The sequence below is a fragment of the Salmonella sp. 32010601201800023SM genome, from assembly GCF_017572235.1.
GTDB lineage: Bacteria > Pseudomonadota > Gammaproteobacteria > Enterobacterales > Enterobacteriaceae > Salmonella > Salmonella enterica.
This window is the reverse complement of the sequence record NZ_JAGEQS010000002.1, coordinates 37,502-59,291: the sequence shown is the minus strand read 5'-3', so window position 1 is coordinate 59,291 and position 21,790 is coordinate 37,502. Positions and strand designations below refer to the sequence as shown.

Genomic DNA, 21,790 nt, shown 5'->3' with positions numbered 1-21,790 from the left:
TTTTTGTTGTCGTTATGCCGAATGGCGGCTCCGCCTTATCCGGCCTACTGTTCGCACTGTTGTAGGCCGGGCAAGCGTAGCGCCCCCGGCATTATGCTGTTACGCCTTTTCTTCCATCAGTTGTTGAGCCAGCGCCTTGAGCGCCGGCAGGTATTTTTCATCAACAGGCGCAAACGGTTTACGACACAGCGGCACCGATAGCACGTCCATATAATGCAGGACCGTTTTCAGGCCGCGGAATACGCCGGTTTTAATCAGTAAATCAATAACCTTATTGCACTCGGTTTGCAGGCGCTGCGCTTTCGCCACATCGCCCTCACGTAATGCCTGAACAATCCCCTGATAACGCCAGCCCATAATGTTGTATGTGCTGCCGATACCGCCGTCCGCGCCCGCCAGCAGGCCGGAAGCGAAGATTTCGTCATAACCGTTGTACAGCACCAGATCCGGATGCGCGCGGCGGATCTGCTCCATCTGGAAGAGATCGCCGGAGGTTTGCTTCAGCGCGCTCACGCCCGGTAATGTCACCAGCGTATTGATCTGATCGAGGGTAAGTTTTACGCCGCTTAACGCCGGAATGTTGTATACCACCATCGGCAATCCATCTGCGGAATCAATGATTGCCCGATAATGGTCACAGTGCTCTTCAAAACTGAAAGGGTAATAAAAAGGCGTCACCGCAGAGACCGCATCAAAACCGTAACGCTTTGCGGCGCTGGCAAGCTGCTGGCTTTCTGCGGTGCTTACCGTCCCGACATGGGCGATCAACGTGATTTTTCCCTTCGCCTCTTCGGCGACAATCTCCAGTACCTGCTCTCTTTCAGCAAGGCTCTGTACGAATGCTTCCCCGGTGGAACCGCCAACGTACAGCCCGTCGATACCCTGCCCGATGTTAAAACGCACCAGACGGCGCAGGCTTTCGCTATCCAGTTGCTGCTGATGATCAAATGGGGTCAACAACGCCGCCATTACGCCTTGCAATGCTTTTGCCATACCTACCTCTACGGATGATGAATATATTAACTACCTACCTTTATACCTGTTATACCAGATCAAATAAGCAGCAAATAATACAGAACGCTTATAGTGCGATCTGCTTCACTAAACCGGGATCGGAGGTGCGATCGCTACCGCATTTTTTGACTTTTTTTACCGAGTGCGTGCCAGGTAGCGGAAACGCTATTGAGGTGGGTTTGCAGAGCGCGATCCGCTTTATCGGGATCTCGCTGGCGAATGGCATCAACAATCACAATATGCTGTTGATAACTCACGTTATTATGTTCATGCAGCTCACGATCGGGAACGCTTGGGCGAGCGGCGATTAGCCAGTCCAGCAGAGCAACATGAATAGCCATAAAGATCGGATTGCCGGGAATTTCAGCCAACACCCGGTGAAACTCGACATCCGAACGAATAAACAGCGCGTTGTCATCCAGCGACTGGCTATTAATTTCCAGCGCTTTCGTTAACAACGCGATCTGCTCGTCGGTGGCATGTTCCGCCGCATAGCGTACCAGGCTGGATTCAAAGAAAAGCCGTAGCTGTTCAAAGTGAGCGATGCCGCCAGGATGAGTAAGAAAATCTTTCGCCATACCCGACAGTTCGCTGATGATGGTATCAGCAGAGGGGCGCGAGACGCGGGCGCGTTCGCCGTTATTGATTTGCACCAGACCTTTACGTTTCAGCGCAGCTAACGCTTCACGCACGGAGGGACGTCCCACATTGAAGAAGGCCATTAATTCACGTTCAGACGGTAGCTGTTCTCCCTCGCCAAACTCATGACGGCGGATCATCTGCTCCAGCTCTTCCTCAACCATTTCAGACAGTTTTTTACGCGCCAGCGGGCGGCGGCGCAAACTACGCCCGAGGGATGTCGGTGAATCTTCTGCTTGCGAATCAAATGCGTTCATAACGTCCATTCATGAGTGGTCGGTGGCAAATAATAGCAAGCTTATCGTAACACAGCTTCAAAAGCAGGGTGAACCCGCGAGGAGGCCAAACAAAACAGGCCCTTCAGGGCCTGTTGATTATTTTACTACGCGCAGTGCCGGACGTCCGCCACGCGGCGGAGGCGGCTCGTCATCAGGACTACTGTCGTCATCGTGGTCGGGCTTATCGCCATCAATGACGGACATCACGGTCTCGCTTTCCGCGCCTGCGGTATTGTCATCATCATTTAAGCTGACAACGTCTTCATCATAGGCGGCTTCAGGCTCAAACATGGTGCCTGCGCCGTTTTCACGGGCGTAAATCGCCAGCACCGCAGCCAAAGGCACAGAAACCTGACGGGGAACGCCGCCGAAGCGCGCATTAAAACGCACTTCATCATTAGACAGCTCCAGATTACCTACCGCCCGCGGCGCAATATTGAGGACGATTTGCCCATCGCGCGCATATTCCATAGGGACATGCACGCCAGGCAGCATCACATCCACCACCAGATGCGGAGTCAACTGGTTATCCAGCAACCACTCGTAGAAAGCACGCAACAGATAGGGACGACGCGGCGTCAACTGTGACAAATCCATACAGGTTAACCCCGACCGAGGCGCATTTCACGTTCAGCTTCGGTTAAAGAAGCCAGGAAAGAATCACGTTCAAAGACGCGGGTCATATAGCCTTTCAGCTCTTTCGCCCCTGCGCCGCTGAATTCAATACCCAACTGCGGTAAACGCCACAAGAGAGGCGCCAGGTAGCAATCAACCAGGCTGAATTCGTCGCTCAGGAAATACGGTTTCTGACCAAATACCGGCGCAATCGCCAGCAGCTCTTCACGCAGTTGTTTACGCGCAGAGTCGGCCTCGGAAGCAGACCCGTTTACGATGACGTTCATCAGCGTATACCAGTCTTTTTCAATACGGTGCATGTACAGACGGCTTTCACCGCGCGCGACCGGATAAACCGGCATCAGCGGCGGATGAGGGAAACGCTCATCCAGATATTCCATAATGATGCGAGATTCCCACAGGGTCAGCTCACGATCCACCAGTGTCGGAACGCTTTGATTCGGGTTGAGGTCAATCAGATCCTGAGGTGGATTGTCCTTTTCCACATGTTCGATCTCAAAACTAACACCCTTTTCAGCCAACACAATGCGGACCTGATGGCTATAGATGTCAGTAGGACCAGAAAACAGCGTCATTACCGAACGTTTGTTGGCAGCGACAGCCATGAAAACCTCCAGGTATATTCAGAATTTTTACTGCTACCAGCCACAATGTGACCAGCCAGATGTTATGTCACCCAGGGCGAAAAAAGCCATCATTGCTCAGAAACGAGACAAAAAATGAACATTCCCCGCTATTTGGGCAGAAAATTGGATGATAGTTTACCAGATTTTGTGACCTTTGTGGTGAGTCGATTCTGGAAATGAGGAAAAAGAGATATTCCTGGTCTGAAATGCTCGCCCCACCTGAGATATTGTCTTTCGCCTGTTATGCCTGTACTACCGGTGCGCCCCAGCCATCAAAACTGCCGCCATGTTTTTCAGCCAGATCGGTAAGCTGGCAAGTGATTTCTGTCATATGCCATTGTTGCGGAGCATCGGTGCTGATAAAAGACGCCATAAACCCCTGTTGCGGGTCATTCATTCGAATACTGACCAGCGTTATGCCATACGGTAATGCAGCAATATCTTGCGCCAGGTCGCGCGCTGCGACCTCTGTAGGCAATGTCGCATAATAATCAATAGCGCGCGGAAGCGTCAGATCATCACCTTGTTCCTGTAATCCCCGGCACACACGGGAATCGTGTATCCAGTTCCAGTCGTATCGGGTTGGATACAAGAACTGGCGGTAAAAGTTTCCTTTATCATTGTGACTCTCTCTATAACTAAAAGAGATTTCCGGGCCACCAGCGAGCAATTTATCCAGCGTCTTTTCCCAGTTAAGATCCTCTTCCGACATGAACACAAAATCGCGCCAGCCTTGTTGGGTAACCACACCCACCAGCCAGATCGGAAACGTCTTCCCCTTTTCATCAAGCCAGTCCTCTATACGATTTAAACGCTGTGTTTCATCGGGCTGCGGTAAACCATTTTCATAACAGTTGGTGTAATGAACACGTAAGAACCCGGTATGGATAAGGCGATCAAATTTTTCATCCTGAATGGCGCCGATATCCACACGTATCCCCGTAACATGGTCATCCACCGTTGTTATAAAGAATTCCCATTTATTCGACAGCATTAACGACTCTTTCTTAGTAAACAATGAGTTAAAAAATCCCACTGCGACTTCCTTTTCTCTGAGCGTGCATGAAAGATGAATAAGATGAGAATAATGCTAAAGATAGGGAGGAAAAGAGACTGGATTCGGACTTTAGCCATAAAAAAACCCGCCGAAGCGGGTTTTTTCGCTAACAGTTGTCTGCCGAAGCAGAAAACAATTAACGTTTGGAGAACTGCGGACGACGACGTGCTTTACGCAGGCCGACTTTCTTACGTTCAACCTGACGAGCGTCACGAGTAACGAAGCCAGCTTTACGCAGTTCGCCACGCAGGGACTCGTCGTACTCCATCAGAGCGCGGGTGATACCGTGACGGATCGCACCAGCCTGACCAGAGATACCACCACCTTTAACAGTGATGTACAGATCCAGTTTCTCAACCATGTCGACCAGTTCCAGCGGCTGACGAACTACCATGCGGGCAGTTTCACGACCGAAGTACTGTTCCAGAGAACGTTGGTTGATAACGATTTTACCGTTGCCCGGTTTGATGAAAACGCGAGCTGCGGAACTTTTGCGGCGACCAGTGCCGTAGTATTGATTTTCAGCCATTGCCTATAATCCCGATTAGATGTCAAGAACTTGCGGTTGCTGTGCCGCGTGGTTGTGCTCGTTGCCCGCGTAAACTTTCAGTTTACGGAACATAGCACGACCCAGCGGGCCTTTTGGCAGCATGCCTTTAACCGCGATTTCAATCACACGCTCAGGACGGCGGGCAATCATCTCTTCAAAGGTCGCTTGTTTGATACCACCGATGTGGCCGGTGTGGTGATAGTACACTTTGTCAGTACGCTTGTTGCCGGTTACAGCAACTTTGTCAGCGTTCAGAACGATGATGTAATCACCAGTATCTACGTGCGGAGTGTATTCCGCTTTGTGCTTACCGCGCAGGCGACGAGCCAGTTCAGTAGCCAGACGGCCCAGAGTTTTACCGGTCGCGTCAACAACATACCAGTCGCGTTTTACGGTTTCTGGTTTAGCTGTAAAAGTTTTCATTAAAAGCTTACCCAAATAAATAAGTTACACGTTGGTGAACACCCAAACGTTTTAAATAGTTGAGGTTCACACGACAAAGTCCGGTAAACCTACCCCCTCGGATATGTTTGGCCGGCACAGAGAAAGTTTGGGAAAAAACTCTCTTGTAACGTGGGGTCGCAGGATTATAGAGAAGTCCAGGTCAAAGATCGACCCCTTTTTGCGATTTGCCGCGGGTTTTGTTCAGGCCTGGTTCACCCTCGGTCGGGGAGGTTGCACAGAATGCCGGGGCGCTGCGCTTGTCCGGCTTACGGCATATGCTCCCGCTTGAGGTACTCCGCACTCTGCATCTCTTGCAGGCGTGACAGACAGCGCTGAAATTCAAACTTGAGGCGCTCCCCCTGATAAATCTCATATAACGGCGCGGCGGCGCTGACCACCAGCTTAACGTGGCGCTCGTAAAACTCATCCACCAGCGCAATAAAGCGGCGCGCTTCGTTCTCCATCAGCGGCGTCATGACCGGCACGTCAAACAGCAGAACCGTGTGAAATAACCTTGAGAGCGCAATGTAATCATGCTGGCTGCGGGCCTCGACGCACAGCGTAGCGAAAGAGACCGCTAACGTTTGGTTTTCAACGCCCAGGGTGGATAAAGGGCGATGATTGATTTCCAGCGTCGGAGCGTGTTCTCGTGCGGCCCCCGCTAACGCCAGCCACAGTTTATCCATTTGCCGCCGGGTTTCATTATTAAGCGGCGTTAGCCATAAATGGGCCTGCGTCAGCGTCCGCAGCCGGTAATCGACGCCGGCGTCCACATTCATAATGTCGCAGTGCTGTTTAATGGCATCGATAGCCGGCAGGAAGCGGGCGCGTTGCAAACCGTTGCGGTAGAGTTCATCCGGCGGAATATTGGAGGTCGCGACCAGCGTAATGCCGCGTGCAAACAGCGCTTTCATTAAACCGCCCAGCAGCATGGCGTCGGTAATATCGGTGACGAAAAACTCATCGAAACACAGTACGTCCGTCTCGGTTTTAAACCGATCGGCAATAATGTCTAACGGATCGATCTGTCCCTGTAGCGCGGTAAGTTCTTCATGCACGCGCAGCATAAACCGATGAAAATGCAGGCGTAGTTTTCGCTCGCCCGGCAGGCTGTGGTAGAAGAGATCCATGAGCCAGGTTTTGCCGCGCCCCACGCCCCCCCACATATACAGCCCGCGAACCGGTATTTGCGCGTCCGGTTCGTTTTTGCCTAATAATTTCCCCAGTCGCGCTATCAGACCGCCGGGTGGCGTAGCCGACGATTTTTTCGCGGTGAGCGCCTGATAAAGGGTTTCCAGACGGTCGACCGCCTCTTTCTGTACGTCGTCAGGCTGATGGGTGCCTTCGTTGAGTGCCTGGAGATAACGCGATGTAGGGGAAAGGCTTTGCATAATGTTATTGTTATTCCTTGAAAATCGATGTGCCGTCGTTCACGGCTGACGAAAAAAAGGCCGTTCTACACTACGCGATATGCTGTCGGGATTCCACTTCTACGAAATTAGCGGTTATAGTGGCATAATCAGGCGCGGGCATGGAGCCTGGAGCCAACACCCTACGGAAACATAAGACAACGGGAGATGTTCATGACCTGGGAATATGCGCTAATTGGATTAGTCGTCGGTATCATCATTGGTGCCGTGGCCATGCGTTTTGGTAATCGTAAGTTACGTCAACAGCAGGCATTGCAGTACGAACTGGAAAAAAACAAAGCTGAGCTGGAAGAGTACCGTGAAGAGCTGGTTAGCCACTTTGCCCGCAGCGCGGAACTGCTGGATACCATGGCGCATGATTACCGCCAGCTGTATCAGCATATGGCGAAAAGCTCCAGCAGCCTGCTGCCGGAAATGTCTGCGGAGTCGAATCCGTTCCGTAACCGTCTGGCGGAGTCTGAGGCGAGCAACGATCAGGCGCCAGTACAAATGCCACGTGATTATTCTGAAGGCGCGTCTGGCCTGTTACGTAGCGGCGCGAAACGCGATTAATCGCACGCCGTTAAGAAATTTATCGGGCGCATCGCTTGCGCCCTCTCTCTATCTTTCCTGTCCCAGCTATTATCATTGTTACCAGGCTGAAAATTCAATAACATCAATCTGTTTTGAATTGTCTATCCGTTCATTCAAGGTACGAGAGCAGCATCCATGAAAAAACACACCCAGCTGTTAAGTGCATTAGCGTTAAGTGTCGGGTTAACTCTTTCGGCGCCGTTTCCAGCCCTTGCATCGATACCAGGCCAGGTGCCAGGCCAGGCGACGCTGCCAAGCCTTGCCCCTATGCTGGAGAAAGTGCTGCCTGCTGTCGTCAGCGTAAAAGTCGAGGGAACCGCCGCCCAGAGCCAAAAAGTGCCGGAGGAGTTTAAAAAATTCTTTGGCGAGGATCTGCCAGACCAGCCGTCCCAGCCGTTTGAAGGACTCGGTTCGGGGGTGATTATCGATGCCGCGAAAGGCTATGTATTAACCAATAATCATGTGATTAATCAGGCACAGAAGATCAGCATTCAACTGAATGACGGACGCGAATTCGACGCGAAGCTGATCGGCGGCGACGACCAGAGCGATATCGCTCTGTTACAAATTCAGAATCCCAGCAAGTTAACGCAAATTGCCATCGCCGATTCCGACAAACTCCGCGTCGGCGATTTCGCCGTGGCGGTCGGTAATCCGTTTGGTCTTGGACAAACCGCCACCTCCGGGATTATTTCAGCGCTGGGACGCAGCGGGCTTAATCTGGAAGGGCTTGAGAACTTTATTCAAACCGATGCCTCTATTAACCGCGGCAACTCCGGCGGCGCGCTGCTTAACCTGAACGGCGAGCTGATCGGGATTAATACCGCGATCCTCGCGCCAGGGGGCGGGAGCATCGGCATTGGCTTTGCTATTCCTTCCAATATGGCGCAGACGCTGGCGCAGCAGTTGATTCAGTTCGGCGAAATCAAACGCGGATTGCTGGGAATTAAAGGCACTGAAATGACCGCTGATATCGCCAAGGCATTCAAACTGAACGTTCAGCGTGGCGCTTTTGTCAGCGAGGTTTTACCCAATTCAGGTTCGGCGAAGGCCGGGGTGAAATCCGGAGACGTGATTATCAGTCTTAACGGTAAGCCGCTGAATAGCTTTGCCGAACTGCGTTCACGTATCGCCACCACCGAACCGGGCACGAAAGTGAAGCTGGGCCTGCTGCGCGATGGTAAGCCGCTGGAGGTGGAAGTCACGCTGGATTCCAATACCTCTTCTTCCGCCAGCGCCGAAATGATCGCCCCGGCGTTGCAAGGCGCGACGTTGAGCGACGGCCAACTGAAAGACGGGACGAAAGGCGTTAAGGTTGATAGCGTCGAAAAAAGCAGTCCTGCCGCGCAGGCCGGTTTGCAAAAAGATGATGTTATCATCGGCGTTAATCGCGATCGCATCAGTTCTATCGCCGAAATGCGTAAAGTGATGGCGGCAAAACCGTCCATCATTGCTCTTCAGGTAGTACGCGGCAACGAGAACATTTATCTATTGCTGCGCTAATCCTGTCTTAAACCGGGCATCAGCCTGCGATGTGATGTCCGGTTAACTCATGGTATGCTGCTGCCGTTCCCTTTTTTAACGACGCCTCCATCATGTTTGTGAAGCTCTTACGTTCGGTCGCAATAGGTTTAATTGTCGGCGCTATTCTGTTGGCCGTCATGCCTTCTTTGCGCAAAATTAATCCTATCGCCGTCCCGCAATTCGACAGTACCGATGAGACGCCAGCCAGTTATAATTTTGCGGTTCGCCGCGCCGCGCCTGCCGTCGTCAACGTCTATAACCGCAGTATGAACAGTACCGCGCATAATCAACTGGAGATCCGCACGCTGGGTTCCGGCGTGATCATGGATCAACGCGGTTATATTATTACCAACAAGCACGTGATTAACGATGCCGATCAGATTATCGTCGCGCTACAGGATGGCCGCGTCTTTGAAGCACTACTGGTTGGCTCCGATTCGCTTACCGACCTGGCGGTGCTGAAGATCAACGCCACTGGCGGGCTGCCTACCATCCCGATTAATACAAAGCGTACACCGCATATTGGCGACGTCGTACTGGCTATCGGCAACCCATATAATCTGGGACAGACCATCACCCAGGGAATCATCAGCGCAACGGGTCGTATCGGCCTGAACCCGACGGGGCGACAGAATTTTCTCCAGACCGACGCCTCGATTAACCACGGTAATTCCGGCGGCGCGCTGGTCAACTCGTTAGGCGAACTGATGGGGATCAACACCCTCTCTTTTGATAAGAGTAACGATGGCGAAACGCCGGAAGGCCTTGGTTTTGCGATTCCCTTCCAGCTAGCCACGAAAATTATGGATAAGCTTATCCGCGACGGTCGCGTGATTCGCGGCTATATCGGTATTGGCGGACGAGAAATCGCGCCGCTGCACGCGCAGCAGGGTAGCGGCATGGACCCGATTCAGGGCATTGTCGTTAATGAAGTAACGCCAAACGGCCCCGCCGCGCTTGCCGGTATTCAGGTTAATGATTTGATTATTTCGGTCAATAATAAACCCGCCGTGTCCGCGCTGGAGACGATGGATCAGGTGGCGGAAATCCGCCCGGGCTCTGTCATTCCGGTCGTGGTGATGCGAGATGATAAGCAGCTCACGTTCCAGGTGACGGTGCAGGAATACCCGGCGTCGAACTAAAACGACGCAGCTTTTGCCTGCGTCGTTCGACGACTAGTCAATAAAGACTGGCCCTGCCGGAAAATGCGCCAGGAAACTCGTGAAGATCAGCAGAGCGGGGAGACTTTTCTCCCCGACGGCCTCTTCACGCAGCGCCTTATCGAGTGCCAATAAGCCAGACTCGCCCCCTTCCCCCAGAATGCCGCCCATCCAGAGCAGTCGTTGCGCCTGTTGACGCGCATACTGCGATGCGCTTTTCCAGGCGACCAGATGCAGCAACGTTTGTAACAGCAGGATCCGAGACGCGTGACCATCGCGTTGTAATCGCCTGAATACGGGTAATGCAATACTACGTACCGTCGAGAAACCGCTCGCCGCCTCCTCCTCAATCGGCGATAAACCAACAGCCGCCTGTTTGACGAAATCGCATAACTGATTGTGTGTTAATGGCCGCTCGCCTGCGCTCATATACCCTGCGGCAAAACAGAGTAACCCGATACCCTGAGCCCAATCGGTCGATGGCAGAATCCCCTGCGGAACATTCGGTGCCGACGTCTGTGCGGCACAAAGCCCCTCGTCGTAACACTGTGCAAAACGTTGCTCATATATTGCTGAGTTGACGCCAGACCACGGCAGCAAATGCAGTGCTGGCTCAAGCTCAGTTATCTGATTCACCGTCTCAACAACATAACGCAAGATGGTTTCTCTGGATGGCATGGATGTACCTTGCCGAAACGCAACCATTTCACTCATTACTGTGTCCTCATTTTGCGGGAGCAGAATCACTGCCCCCGGTTAGATTGGATTACATCGCCAGCACGTATTTCAGCATCACGCCCGCCGCAATGGCCGAGCCAATCACCCCGGCCACGTTCGGCCCCATCGCGTGCATCAGCAGGAAGTTCTGCGGGTCCGACTCCAGGCCCACCTTGTTCGATACGCGGGCCGCCATCGGCACTGCCGACACGCCGGCGGAGCCAATCAGCGGGTTGATTTTGTTCTTACTGCACAGGTTCATCAGCTTCGCCATCAGCACCCCGGCCGCCGTCCCAATCCCGAACGCAATCACCCCCAGCAGCAGAATGCCCAGCGTCTGCGGCTGCAGGAACTTGTCCGCCACCAGTTTTGCGCCCACCGACAGCCCGAGGAAGATGGTCACGATATTAATCAGCCCGTTCTGTACCGTGTCGCTCAGACGCTCCACCACGCCGCTTTCGCGCATCAGATTGCCAAAGCAGAACATCCCCAGCAGCGGCGCGGCGTCCGGCAGCAGCAGCGCCACCAGTAGTAACAGCACCACCGGGAAGAGGATTTTTTCCCGCTTACTCACCGTGCGCAGCTGCACCATGCGGATTTTCCGCTCCGTCTCGCTGGTCAGCGCCTTCATAATCGGCGGCTGGATTAACGGCACCAGCGCCATATACGAGTACGCCGCCACCGCGATGGCCCCCAGCAGCTCCGGCGCCAGCTTGCCCGACAGATAAATCGCCGTCGGGCCGTCCGCGCCGCCGATGATGCCGATGGCCGCCGCCTGCGGCAGGGTGAAGGAAATCAGGCCGAAGTAGTTCAGCGTCAGCGCCCCCAGCACGGTGGCGAAGATGCCGAACTGCGCCGCCGCGCCGAGCAGCAGGGTGCGCGGATTGGCCAGCAGCGGGCCGAAGTCGGTCATCGCGCCGACGCCCATAAAGATGACCAGCGGCGCGACGCCGGAGCCAATCGCCACTTTATAGAACAGCGCCAGCACCCCCGGCGTGTAGCCCATGTCCACCGCCAGGTTCTCCATCTGGCTCTGCACCGACGGCAGCGCCAGCGCTAATGCTTCCTTAATGGCGTGCACGTCCGGCGCGCAGTTAAGCTTCGCGGCAATCACCGCCAGCTGCCCGGCGTCGTGATGCGCCAGCAGGCTTTCCAGCGCGGTCAGCGCCATACCCGCTTCCGGGATGTTGGAGAGCAGACCGCCGAAGCCTATCGGCAGCAGCAGTAACGGCTCGAACTTCTTCGCTATCGCCAGCCACAGCAGCAGCAGGCTGACCAGCAGCATGATGGCCTGGCCCGCGCCAAGGTGCATCAGCCCCATGCCCTGAAGCAGGGCGTTCAGACTTTCCATTTCAGTTCTCCGTTACGCCAGCGTCATCAGGGTGTCGCCCACGGAAACCGCATCCCCGGACTTCACCGCGATACCGCGTACCGTCCCGGCCTGCGCGGCGCGGATTTCGGTTTCCATCTTCATGGCTTCCAGAATCAGCAGCACATCGCCTTCGGCCACCGTCTGGCCTTCGGTGGCAATCACCTTCCAGATGTTGCCCGCCAGCGGCGCGGTGACCGGGGTGCCGGCGCCTGCGGGAGCGGCAGCCTGAACCGGTGCGGAAGAGGCCGCCGGAACAGCCGCAGTAAGCTGGCTGATATCGCCGCCGTCGCTGACCTTCACCACAAAGGCCTTGCCTTCCACTTCCACGGTGTAGATACCGGAAGCGGCAGGCTTCTCTGCTTTTGCCACCGGCTGCGCGGCTTCCGCCTGCGGCAGTGGCTCAAACGCCGCCGGGTTATTGCGGTTCTCAAGGAATTTGAGGCCGATTTGCGGGAACAGCGCCACGGTGAGCACGTCGTCGATGGCGTTTCCCGCCAGAGTGATGCCCTTCTCCTGCGCCTGGCGCCTGACGTTCGCTTCCAGTTCAGCCAGTTCCGGTTTGAGTAAATCCGCCGGACGGCAGGTCACCGGAGCGCCCCCTTCCAGCACGCGGGCCTGTAACGCGGCGTTAACCGGCACCGGGGTGTGGCCGTACTCGCCTTTCAGAATGCCGGCGGTTTCTTTGGCGATGGTTTTGTAGCGTTCCCCGGTCAGCACGTTGAGCACCGCCTGGGTGCCGACAATCTGCGAGGTGGGGGTCACCAGCGGGATAAAGCCGAGGTCCTCGCGCACGCGGGGGATTTCCGCCAGCACCTGGTCCAGCTTGTCCGCCGCGTTCTGCTGCTTCAGCTGGCCTTCGAGGTTAGTGAGCATTCCGCCCGGCACCTGGGCCACCAGAATACGGCTGTCATAGCCTTTCAGCTGGCCTTCAAAGGCGTGATACTTTTTGCGCACCTCGCGGAAGTACGCGGCGATGTTTTCCAGCTTCAGGATATCCAGCCCGGTGTCGTGTTCCGTGCCGGCAAGCGTTGCCACCAGCGCTTCGGTGGCCGGGTGGCCGTAGGTGGCGCTCATGGAGGAAATCGCCGTGTCGACGCCGTCGACGCCCGCTTCAATGGCCTTCAGCAGGGCCATCTCCGCCATCCCGGTGGTGGCATGACAGTGCAGGTGCAGGCGCACCTCAAAACGTTTTTTGATTTCGCTGACCAGCTCATACGCCGCCATCGGCGTGAGAATGCCGGACATATCCTTGATGGCAATCGAGTCAACGCCGGTTTCCAGCAGTTGCTCCGTTAAATCCAGCCAGGTCTGCAGGGTGTGCGCCGGGCTGGTGGTGTAACTCAGGGTCCCCTGGGCGTGCGCGCCGTGGCTGCGCACCGCCTGCAGGGCGGCTTTCATATTGCGCGGGTCGTTCATGGCATCGAAGACGCGGAACACGTCCATGCCGTTTTTCACCGCCCGCTCAACGAAGCGCTCCACCACATCATCGGCGTAGTGGCGGTAGCCGAGCAGGTTCTGGCCGCGCAGCAGCATCTGCAGCGGGGTTTTGGGCATGGCTTTTTTGAGTTCGCGCAGGCGCAGCCACGGGTCCTCGCCGAGGAAACGGATGCAGGCGTCAAAGGTGGCGCCGCCCCAGCATTCGAGGGAGCCGTAGCCCACGTCGTCGAGCTGAGCGGCAATCGGCAGCATATCGTCAAGACGCAGGCGGGTGGCGAACAGGGACTGGTGGGCGTCACGCAGGACGACGTCGGTAATGGCAATAGTCATGGATCCCTCCGGGAATTAAGCGTTAAGGCGGTGATGGTGAATGGCGGCGGCAATCACCGGCTTTAAGCGGGTGAAGTCGTCCACGACGGGAACGGCACGCGGTGCGGGCGCGGCGACGGGTTCCGGGAAGAAGCGAGTAATCACGGCGGACATGCCGCGGATGGCGAAAATCAGCAGGAACAGAAACGCCAGCACGAATCCCATGCCGAGGAACATCAGGGTGAAGCCTTCACCTAATAGCAGAGCTGCATTAGTCATAAAATAGCCTTCAGGCAGGAGGCACGATAATGGGGCTATTTATGACGATGAAATAATAAGGGTGGATTTCCCTGAGCCGCCCCCGGCCAGAGCCCTTGGTTATTATTATCGTCATAACGTATTACCACCATTATCGTGCAATTTACGTAATCAGGTTTATTTGATGAAACTTACGTTCTGGCATATTTCATCAGCGACGATCTCTTTACGCTGATTAAAAATAATTTTGTTCTGTTCAAACAGATTATTCCCATGGGTATCAATAGAAACAATCAGCGGGCCAAACTCTTTAACCCGACAGACCCACAGCGTTTCCGGCATCCCCAGATCGCGCCATTGGGCATCTTCAATTTCTTCCACGCACACGGCGGCTACAACCGCACAACCGGCAGGGAATACGCAGTGCAGCGCTTTGTGTTCAGCACAGCCCTCTTCGGTACCTTTACCCATACCGCCTTTACCAACAATTAATTTGACACCGGTTTGCGCAATAAACTCTTTTTCGAATTTCTCCATACGCATGCTGGTGGTTGGTCCAACGGAGACCATTTCAAACTTATCGTCTTCGCCTTTAATTGGGCGGACAATGGGGCCAGCGTGTAAAATAGCGCCGCCGCGAACATCTACCGGAAGTTCGCGACCACCTTCAATTAAACGGCGATGGGCTACGTCACGGCAGGTAACAATATGACCGTTGAGATAAATAATATCGCCAGCCTTAATATCCGCTAAATCTTCATCTTTAATTGGCGTAGTCAGGATTTTTTTAGTCATCAGAAATTCACTCCGCTGTGAGACGTAATGGTGTAATTCAAATCTTTATCGAAAACGATATGCCCTTTACGGTGCGACCAGCAGCCGACGTTTACCGCCACGCCGATGGTAGAAGGATGACGCGCGGTGTTTTCAATGTTCACGCCCATAACGGAGGTATTACCGGACATCCCCTGCGGCCCCAGGCCAATTTTGTTAATGCCGTCTTCCAGCATTTTTTCCAGCGAGGCTGCACGCTCATTCTCGTTATGCGAACCGATCGGACGCATCAGCGCTTTTTTCGATAGCAGTGCCGCCGTTTCAACAGAGGTCGCTACGCCCACGCCAACCAGCAGCGGCGGACACGCGTTGAGGCCGTAGCTGGTCATCACATCCAGTACAAAGCGGGTCACGCCTTCATAGCCAGCACCCGGCATCAGCACCATCGCTTTCCCCGGCAGAGAACAACCGCCGCCCGCCATATAGGTATAAATGCTGCACTGATCGGAATTGGGAACGATCTCCCAGAAGACCGTCGGCGTACCTTTACCCACGTTTTTACCGGTGTTGTATTCATCAAAAGTTTCTACGCTGTTGTGGCGCAGCGGAGAATCTACAGTTGCTTTGATCACCGCCTCACGCAACAACGCTTCCAGCTCGCCAATCAGCGGAAAGTTCGTCCCGCACTCCACCAGAAACTGAATGACACCGGTGTCCTGGCAGGAAGGTCGATCCAGCTCTTTCGCCAGACGCTGGTTCTCAATCATGGTAGTAAAGATGACGTCGGCCAGTTTACTGGTCTCTTTCTTATGCAAATCTTCCAGTTTTGCAGTGACATCATCAGGCAAAACTTTGCCGGTATATCCCACAAACTTGGCCATAACGTCGGTCATATGGGATATCTGTTCACTTTTGCTCATAAATGCTCCTTAGTCAGAACAGCTTCCGTTAATTACGGATGAAAAGGGAAAAGGATTGGCAGCAGGATCAAGCTGACAATGGTTGAAACGATAATCAGGGGAATACCGGCCTTAGCGTAGTCGACAAATTTATAGCCACCCGCGGAGAGCACCATCATGTTGGCAGGCATACCGATAGGGGTTGCGTAGGCGCAGGAACCGCCAATGACCGTCGCCATCAGAACCGCACGCGGGTCGGCCCCCATACCTGCGGCAATGGACAAACTCACCGGCACCAACAGCGCTGTCGTTGCGGTATTGGACATAAAGTTGGTCATCACAACGGATAAGGCGAAAACGGCGATCAGCAACATGAACGGTGAGGAGTTTTGCCCCAGCATGCCGATTACATAGTCCGCAACCAGCTTACCTGCCCCGGTCATTTCCAGCGCTTTTGCCAGCGCCAGGGTGCCGCCAAAGATAAAAATAGTCTGTGAATCAATGGCTTTATAGGCCTGTTTTTCCGTGAGTACGCCGCTTACTACCAGCACAAGAGCGCCAATACAACCGGTCACGGCCAGGCTGACACCGATCTTCTTCTCAAAGATCATGCCGAGGATCGTTGCGATCAACACCACGAGTGAGAGCCGTTGTTTCCACTGTGGAACATGGCTGTAGTCACGTTGCTCCCCGACGCTCCCCACCTCACCGCCGGTCGCATTATTCGGCAGAAAGCGATAGCCAATAGTCAGGAAGTAGAGAATGCCGCAGATGAGCATCGGGAGACCGATTTTTGCGTATTCAAAAAAGCCAAAGCCGCCGCCAATATTCTGTAGCGCAGACTGCGCGATAAGATTTCCCGGCGCGCCAATTAACGACAGGTTACCGCCCAACGCAGCGGCGAAAACCAGCGGCATCAGTAGACGAGAACGCGAGAAGCCCGATTTTGCCGCCACGCCGATCACCACCGGAATCAAAACCGCAGCGGTACCGGTGTTAGAAAGGACGCCAGACATCAAACCCACCACCACCATAATGGTGAAGATCAGCTGTTTTTCTGTTTTCGCGAAGCGCGTGATGACGCCGCCCACTTTGTTTGCCATACCGGTCTCGAACAACGCGCCGCCCACGATGAACATCGCGACAAAGAGGATGACGTTAGTGTCGATAAAGCCAGCAAAGGCCTGTTTGATATTCAGAACGCCGGTGATCACTAAGGCCACGCAGACAATCATGGAAGTGACGGCCAGTGGCACTTTTTCCCATACAAACATGACGATAGCGAACACCAATAAACATAAGGTAAGGGTAATGGGTTCCATATTTATAATTATCCAATCAATGATATATGATATTGTATCCAATGTTGACAGGGAGAAATTATTCCCATAAAAAAACTAAGTCAAATCGTTTCTCAGGAAAGATGCAGGAGTGGGATCTACATCAAGATCGTGGTTAGATCGTTACTGGACGTGATTAATAGAATTGAAGAATTGGTTGAAGCGCCTGCGATGCTCACGCAGGCGAAAAGATCAGGCAGAAGGGTCACCAACATAGCGGGTCAGCATATTCTCCATTGAGCGAATAATGTGTTCGCGCATGCGCTGGCGTGCCAATGTTTCATCATGAAGTTCAAGAGCTTGCAGAATACTTTTATGTTCCTGAATGGAAATCACGGCATACTCTTCTTCGGTGACCTTATGGCCCATCGACAGGCCGTTCCACATATTACAGAGCAACATTTTCATTTTTTCGTTGCCAGCAACATTCCATATTTCCATATGAAATGCCTGATTCAGGTCGGAGTATTCCGCCGAGTTATTTTCCGCGAGAGCCTTTTCAGCGGCATAATGCACCTGGGCTATCCGCGAGATATCGGTGCCAGGACGAGAAGCTTTAGCCACCGCCTCACTTTCTAACAGCGCGCGAATTTCATAGTGTTCACGGATCGTTTGTTCATTGATGCCCAACACCACCGCCCCTTTATTAGGGCGCACTTTTATCAGCCCATCCGCCGCCAGAATCTGAAACGCCTCGCGCACTGGCATACTGGACACGCCGACCATTCCGGCAATGCCTTCTAACGTAATCTCCTGCCCTTCCACTAACTCCCTCGAAAGAATCGCTTTACGCAGCACTGCCGCGACCTGTTCTTTCGCTGAAAGAAGCTTAATCTTCCCTAACTTAGGCTTCTGCACTTTCCCAATCCTTCATATGTTGACGCATTATTTCTGCTAAAGAGAGGAAATAACGCTGCATAACTTGCCCAATCTCATCACGCCGCCCCTGGCGTATGACGTCAGCCAGTTCAGCGAAAAGCTGCGCCGACTCCTGATTATCTTTTTTCAGATGCAAAATAACATAAGAGACATAACCGTCCAGGAACTGCTGATACACCTTTTCCAGATAGCGGTTATTCACATAAGAAATCAGCATCGCATGACACTCCAGTTCGCAGGATTTGTCTTCTGCGACAGCCAGCGCTTGCGCACGTATCAGGAGGGCATCGCCTACTTCGCTGGGTATCAGCGAAAACATTTCGGCGGCCATCGCGGCAATCACGCGAAAAATATGACTCACGCGATCGGCCTCAAGATGCGCGACCTGCATGTGCCTGTTGGGCAGTCGGATTAAAAAACCTTCCTGTTCGAGTGACTGTAGCGCTTCTCGAACCGGCATTCGTGAAAGACCAAGCTGCTCCGCAATACTTTCCTGCGCGAGTTCTTCTCCCGCTTTTATATTGCCGGAAAGAATTTCATAGCGAAGCATTTGCGTAATGTGATCGCGGGTTTGCGTTCTTTGGATCTTTTTCACGACGTTCTCGTTAATAACCGATAAGACGTGAGGAGTTTAGCAGATTTAGTACTTGATTTCGTGGCTTGTTTACAGTCAAAGAAGCCGGAGCAAAAGCCCCGGCATCGGGCAGGAACAGCTTATTTATTAATAAAATCTTCACCCAACTGAATATCTTTTTTCAGCGTATCCAGCATAGCGTCCAGCGAATGTTGCTCGAAAGCGCTCAGTGTGCCGATGGATTTACGCTCTTCTACACCGTTTTTACCCAGCAGCAGCGGCTGAGAGAAGAAACGGGCATACTGACCGTCGCCTTCCACATAGGCGCATTCCACCACGCCTTTTTCGCCCTGCAGAGCGCGAACCAAAGAAAGACCGAAACGCGCGGCAGCCTGACCCATAGAGAGGGTTGCCGATCCGCCGCCGGCTTTCGCCTCGACGACTTCAGTACCGGCGTTCTGAATACGTTTAGTCAGCTCAGCCGCTTCTTGTTCGGTAAAACTTACGCCTGGAATCTGCGACAGCAGCGGCAGAATCGTCACGCCGGAGTGTCCGCCAATCACCGGCACTTCAACTTCCGTTGGCAGCTTACCTTTCAGCTCTGCGACAAAGGTATTAGAGCGGATGATATCCAGCGTGGTAACGCCAAACAGTTTGTTTTTGTCGTATACGCCTGCTTTTTTCAGCACTTCCGCCGCAATCGCAACGGTGGTGTTCACCGGGTTGGTGATAATGCCCACGCACGCTTTCGGGCAGGTTTTAGCGATCTGCTGCACCAGGTTTTTCACGATGCCGGCGTTAACGTTAAACAGGTCGGAACGGTCCATACCCGGCTTACGCGCCACACCCGCAGAAATCAGTACTACGTCAGCGCCTTCAAGCGCCGGGGTTGCGTCTTCACCGGAGAAACCTTTGATTTTTACAGCGGTGGGGATGTGGCTCAAATCAACGGCCACACCGGGAGTCACTGGAGCGATGTCGTACAGGGAGAGTTCTGAACCTGAAGGCAGTTGGTTTTTTAAAAGTAATGCCAGCGCCTGACCGATACCACCAGCAGCGCCGAGGACTGCGACTTTCATCCTAAACTCCTTATTATATGATTAGCTAAGTGTCTATTGCTCCGCGGCGGCGACCTTAATTCACAAATTCAATGATTACAATCCTCACTCATCAAGAATGCGGAGTCGCGCAATTTTGGCTTTTATGCATTTAATTTGCGTAATCCGGATCGACTGCAACCAGAGAGCAACGTTCCTACAGGTGGTGACAATATACCCTACTATCCTCTCAAAACAACATCATTTTGATAACAATTAATTTACTTTTAATCTTATTTGCGAGGCGTGACACAGGCATGTTTCTTGATAACGAAATTTGATAAAATTCCGCTCTTTCATAACATTATTTCAGCCTTAAACAAGGCAGACTGTTTGCATAAAAATTCATCTGTATGCACAATAATGTTGTTTCTACCGCCATATTACGGGTGACTTATGCGAAGCTCGGCTAAACAAGAAGAACTAGTAAGAGCGTTTAAAGCGCTCCTCAAAGAAGAAAAATTCAGCTCACAGGGCGAAATCGTCCTCGCGTTGCAGGATCAGGGCTTTGAAAATATCAATCAGTCCAAGGTCTCGCGCATGTTGACTAAGTTCGGCGCAGTGCGTACACGTAACGCAAAAATGGAAATGGTGTACTGTCTTCCGGCTGAACTGGGCGTCCCAACAACATCCAGTCCGTTGAAAAACCTGGTGCTGGATATCGACTATAACGACGCTGTCGTGGTGATTCATACCAGCCCCGGCGCGGCACAACTCATCGCGCGCCTGCTGGATTCACTGGGGAAAGCAGAAGGTATTCTCGGCACGATTGCCGGCGACGATACTATCTTCACTACGCCTGCCAGCGGCTTTTCCGTAAGAGATCTGTACGAAGCCATTCTGGAACTTTTTGAACAAGAGCTTTAGTCCCACTTCCTCCGTCGTCGTACGGCGGAGGCACCTTTTTGTCCTCTCCCCTCGCCGCTTTCCTGTACGGCTATCATTTGGCAAATCATGCCCTTAAACATTCACCACATGAATGACAAATCAAAAAAACGCACAAAATGTCAATTTTTTTAACCAATTGATTTTCTTTTATTTTTTAAATGACAGCGGCGAAAAACAGCAATTTTAATTCCATAACGTTATAAAAAATAAAATTTTTAATGTCTTTAAAAAGCAGAAACAATTAGCGTGGTATTAATTAATCGCGTGATTAGTGTATACTTAATTTTGTGATGAGGGTCACGAAACAAAGACCCCAGTAAAGGAATTCGACGAGGTAAAAATCATGAAAATCAAAACCACTGTTGCAACATTAAGTATTCTGTCCGTTCTCTCTTTTGGCGCTTTCGCCGCAGAACCTATCAGCGCAGAGCAAGCGCAAAACCGTGAAGCAATCGGATCGGTTTCAGTCAGCGCTATCGGCTCATCGCCTATGGATATGAACGCCATGCTGAGCAAAAAAGCGGATGAACAAGGCGCTACGGCCTACCACATTACCGAAGCGCGTAGCGGCAGCAACTGGCACGCCACTGCCGAACTGTACAAATAAAATTCACCTGCCATCGCATATAACGTGTCATTGCTTCGCGGAGATATCGCATAAGAAAAGCCCATTAATCCGCGAGGTTGACCCTATAAAGGAATAAAAGATCATGAAAACGAAATACATTATCGCATCACTCGGCCTGGCCACTCTGCTCTCTTTCGGCGCAAATGCCGCAGTACATCAGGTCAACGCGGAACAGGCGCAGAATCTGCAACCGATGGGCACCATTTCCGTCTCGCAGATTGGCAGTACGCCAATGGATATGCGCCAGGAGATCGTCGCTAAAGCTGAAAAAGCAGGCGCTAATAGCTATCGCATCATCGAATTAAAAGAAGGTGATAACTGGCACGCCACCGCCGAGTTGTATAAGTAAACCCTCGTCGTCTAACCCGACGACTTGCCCCCGCCTGCCGGGGGCTTTTTTATGCTTTTTCAATGCCGGACATTAAACCGTAGCCGCCCCTCCAGCTCTTCTTCCGCTTCATCAAAGAGTAAAATCAGCGCCCCGTAGCGCCTGCGCAGTTTATCAGGCAGGTGAACGAACTCAATCTCTAGCGGTAGAGGTAAGATATCGCTCATTACCGCATCCCATAATGTATCAAGATCGCTTACTTTCTCACTGGCAAGACCAAACGTCTGCGTAAACTCGCGATAAAAATCGCTTTGGTTTTTAATATCATTAAAATCAAAAGTATAGACATTCATAGCCAG

General features: G+C 52.9%; 25 protein-coding genes. 6 read left to right on the top strand and 19 right to left on the bottom strand.

Annotation, left to right across the window (positions count from 1 at the left end):
• Positions 1 to 99: 99 nt before the first annotated feature.
• The 8 genes from nanA to zapE all read right to left on the bottom strand — a co-directional run bounded on the left by nanA (position 100) and on the right by zapE (position 6,635).
• Positions 100 to 993 carry an N-acetylneuraminate lyase gene (gene nanA, locus J4617_RS07665; RefSeq protein ID WP_001029665.1) on the bottom strand — a complete coding sequence of 298 codons (894 nt, stop codon included), beginning with the start codon at positions 991 to 993 and terminating at the stop codon, positions 100 to 102.
• Positions 994 to 1,127: 134 nt separating this feature from the next.
• Positions 1,128 to 1,919, bottom strand: a complete 792-nt coding sequence (gene nanR, locus J4617_RS07660; protein ID WP_000382926.1) for a transcriptional regulator NanR — start codon at positions 1,917 to 1,919, stop codon at positions 1,128 to 1,130.
• A gap of 108 nt (positions 1,920 to 2,027) precedes the next feature.
• Positions 2,028 to 2,528, bottom strand: coding sequence for a ClpXP protease specificity-enhancing factor (sspB, locus tag J4617_RS07655; RefSeq protein WP_000366112.1), 501 nt, complete (start codon positions 2,526 to 2,528; stop codon positions 2,028 to 2,030).
• A 5-nt stretch (positions 2,529 to 2,533) separates the two neighbouring features.
• Positions 2,534 to 3,172, bottom strand: coding sequence for a stringent starvation protein SspA (gene sspA / locus J4617_RS07650; protein ID WP_000257298.1), 639 nt, complete (start codon positions 3,170 to 3,172; stop codon positions 2,534 to 2,536).
• Between the two features lie 262 nt (positions 3,173 to 3,434).
• The gene (locus J4617_RS07645; protein ID WP_000950539.1) at positions 3,435 to 4,187 is read right to left on the bottom strand and encodes a DUF695 domain-containing protein; all 753 of its coding nucleotides are present in this window, start codon (positions 4,185 to 4,187) and stop codon (positions 3,435 to 3,437) included.
• Between the two features lie 199 nt (positions 4,188 to 4,386).
• Complete coding sequence (gene rpsI, locus J4617_RS07640; RefSeq protein ID WP_000829815.1) at positions 4,387 to 4,779, bottom strand: 30S ribosomal protein S9; 393 nt, start codon at positions 4,777 to 4,779, stop codon at positions 4,387 to 4,389.
• A gap of 15 nt (positions 4,780 to 4,794) precedes the next feature.
• Positions 4,795 to 5,223: a 50S ribosomal protein L13 gene (gene rplM / locus J4617_RS07635; RefSeq protein WP_000847559.1), complete on the bottom strand. Its 429-nt coding sequence runs from the start codon at positions 5,221 to 5,223 to the stop codon at positions 4,795 to 4,797.
• A gap of 287 nt (positions 5,224 to 5,510) precedes the next feature.
• Positions 5,511 to 6,635, bottom strand: coding sequence for a cell division protein ZapE (gene zapE / locus J4617_RS07630; protein WP_001191223.1), 1,125 nt, complete (start codon positions 6,633 to 6,635; stop codon positions 5,511 to 5,513).
• 192 nt (positions 6,636 to 6,827) lie between these two features.
• On the opposite strand from zapE, the gene zapG reads away from it, so the two are divergent.
• The 3 genes from zapG to degS all read left to right on the top strand — a co-directional run bounded on the left by zapG (position 6,828) and on the right by degS (position 9,913).
• Positions 6,828 to 7,226 carry a Z-ring associated protein ZapG gene (zapG, locus tag J4617_RS07625; protein WP_001519074.1) on the top strand — a complete coding sequence of 133 codons (399 nt, stop codon included), beginning with the start codon at positions 6,828 to 6,830 and terminating at the stop codon, positions 7,224 to 7,226.
• A 156-nt stretch (positions 7,227 to 7,382) separates the two neighbouring features.
• Positions 7,383 to 8,750, top strand: a complete 1,368-nt coding sequence (gene degQ / locus J4617_RS07620; RefSeq protein ID WP_000716690.1) for a serine endoprotease DegQ — start codon at positions 7,383 to 7,385, stop codon at positions 8,748 to 8,750.
• A gap of 92 nt (positions 8,751 to 8,842) precedes the next feature.
• A complete protein-coding gene (gene degS / locus J4617_RS07615) occupies positions 8,843 to 9,913 on the top strand; it encodes an outer membrane-stress sensor serine endopeptidase DegS (protein WP_000497705.1) in 1,071 nt (356 codons plus the stop codon).
• Positions 9,914 to 9,946: 33 nt separating this feature from the next.
• Here the strand turns inward: degS and J4617_RS07610 are convergent, their stop codons facing one another.
• The 10 genes from J4617_RS07610 to mdh all read right to left on the bottom strand — a co-directional run bounded on the left by J4617_RS07610 (position 9,947) and on the right by mdh (position 19,569).
• A complete protein-coding gene (locus J4617_RS07610) occupies positions 9,947 to 10,678 on the bottom strand; it encodes a triphosphoribosyl-dephospho-CoA synthase (protein ID WP_000602033.1) in 732 nt (243 codons plus the stop codon).
• A 19-nt stretch (positions 10,679 to 10,697) separates the two neighbouring features.
• A complete protein-coding gene (locus tag J4617_RS07605) occupies positions 10,698 to 11,999 on the bottom strand; it encodes an oxalacetate decarboxylase subunit beta (protein ID WP_017465410.1) in 1,302 nt (433 codons plus the stop codon).
• Positions 12,000 to 12,011: 12 nt separating this feature from the next.
• The gene (oadA, locus tag J4617_RS07600) at positions 12,012 to 13,787 is read right to left on the bottom strand and encodes a sodium-extruding oxaloacetate decarboxylase subunit alpha (protein ID WP_017465409.1); all 1,776 of its coding nucleotides are present in this window, start codon (positions 13,785 to 13,787) and stop codon (positions 12,012 to 12,014) included.
• A gap of 15 nt (positions 13,788 to 13,802) precedes the next feature.
• Positions 13,803 to 14,045, bottom strand: a complete 243-nt coding sequence (locus tag J4617_RS07595) for an oxaloacetate decarboxylase subunit gamma (protein WP_000180123.1) — start codon at positions 14,043 to 14,045, stop codon at positions 13,803 to 13,805.
• A 156-nt stretch (positions 14,046 to 14,201) separates the two neighbouring features.
• Positions 14,202 to 14,819 carry a L(+)-tartrate dehydratase subunit beta gene (ttdB, locus tag J4617_RS07590; RefSeq protein ID WP_000162405.1) on the bottom strand — a complete coding sequence of 206 codons (618 nt, stop codon included), beginning with the start codon at positions 14,817 to 14,819 and terminating at the stop codon, positions 14,202 to 14,204.
• Positions 14,819 to 15,718, bottom strand: coding sequence for a L(+)-tartrate dehydratase subunit alpha (ttdA, locus tag J4617_RS07585; protein WP_000045349.1), 900 nt, complete (start codon positions 15,716 to 15,718; stop codon positions 14,819 to 14,821). Before ttdA ends, ttdB begins: the two co-directional genes overlap by 1 nt.
• Positions 15,719 to 15,750: 32 nt before the next feature.
• Positions 15,751 to 17,019, bottom strand: a complete 1,269-nt coding sequence (locus J4617_RS07580; RefSeq protein ID WP_000433390.1) for an SLC13 family permease — start codon at positions 17,017 to 17,019, stop codon at positions 15,751 to 15,753.
• Positions 17,020 to 17,229: 210 nt separating this feature from the next.
• On the bottom strand, positions 17,230 to 17,895 hold the full coding sequence (locus tag J4617_RS07575; protein ID WP_001171581.1) for a GntR family transcriptional regulator: 666 nt from the start codon (positions 17,893 to 17,895) through the stop codon (positions 17,230 to 17,232).
• Positions 17,882 to 18,511: a GntR family transcriptional regulator gene (locus J4617_RS07570; protein ID WP_000723776.1), complete on the bottom strand. Its 630-nt coding sequence runs from the start codon at positions 18,509 to 18,511 to the stop codon at positions 17,882 to 17,884. Before J4617_RS07570 ends, J4617_RS07575 begins: the two co-directional genes overlap by 14 nt.
• Before the next feature lie 119 nt (positions 18,512 to 18,630).
• Positions 18,631 to 19,569 (bottom strand): malate dehydrogenase, encoded by a 939-nt coding sequence (mdh, locus tag J4617_RS07565; protein ID WP_000861586.1) that lies wholly within the window; start codon positions 19,567 to 19,569, stop codon positions 18,631 to 18,633.
• A 414-nt stretch (positions 19,570 to 19,983) separates the two neighbouring features.
• Between mdh and argR the strand changes: the two genes are divergently transcribed.
• The 3 genes from argR (at position 19,984) to yhcN-B (ending at position 21,452) form a co-directional block, all read left to right on the top strand.
• Entirely contained in the window at positions 19,984 to 20,454 is a 471-nt protein-coding gene (gene argR / locus J4617_RS07560; RefSeq protein WP_001257852.1) for a transcriptional regulator ArgR, read from the top strand.
• A 364-nt stretch (positions 20,455 to 20,818) separates the two neighbouring features.
• Entirely contained in the window at positions 20,819 to 21,082 is a 264-nt protein-coding gene (yhcN, locus tag J4617_RS07555; RefSeq protein ID WP_000695693.1) for a peroxide/acid stress response protein YhcN, read from the top strand.
• A 103-nt stretch (positions 21,083 to 21,185) separates the two neighbouring features.
• A complete protein-coding gene (yhcN-B, locus tag J4617_RS07550) occupies positions 21,186 to 21,452 on the top strand; it encodes a DUF1471 family stress response protein YhcN-B (RefSeq protein ID WP_000853277.1) in 267 nt (88 codons plus the stop codon).
• Positions 21,453 to 21,511: 59 nt separating this feature from the next.
• Here yhcN-B and J4617_RS07545 read toward each other — a convergent pair whose 3' ends face one another.
• Entirely contained in the window at positions 21,512 to 21,784 is a 273-nt protein-coding gene (locus tag J4617_RS07545) for a hypothetical protein (RefSeq protein ID WP_001103887.1), read from the bottom strand.
• Positions 21,785 to 21,790: the final 6 nt, after the last annotated feature.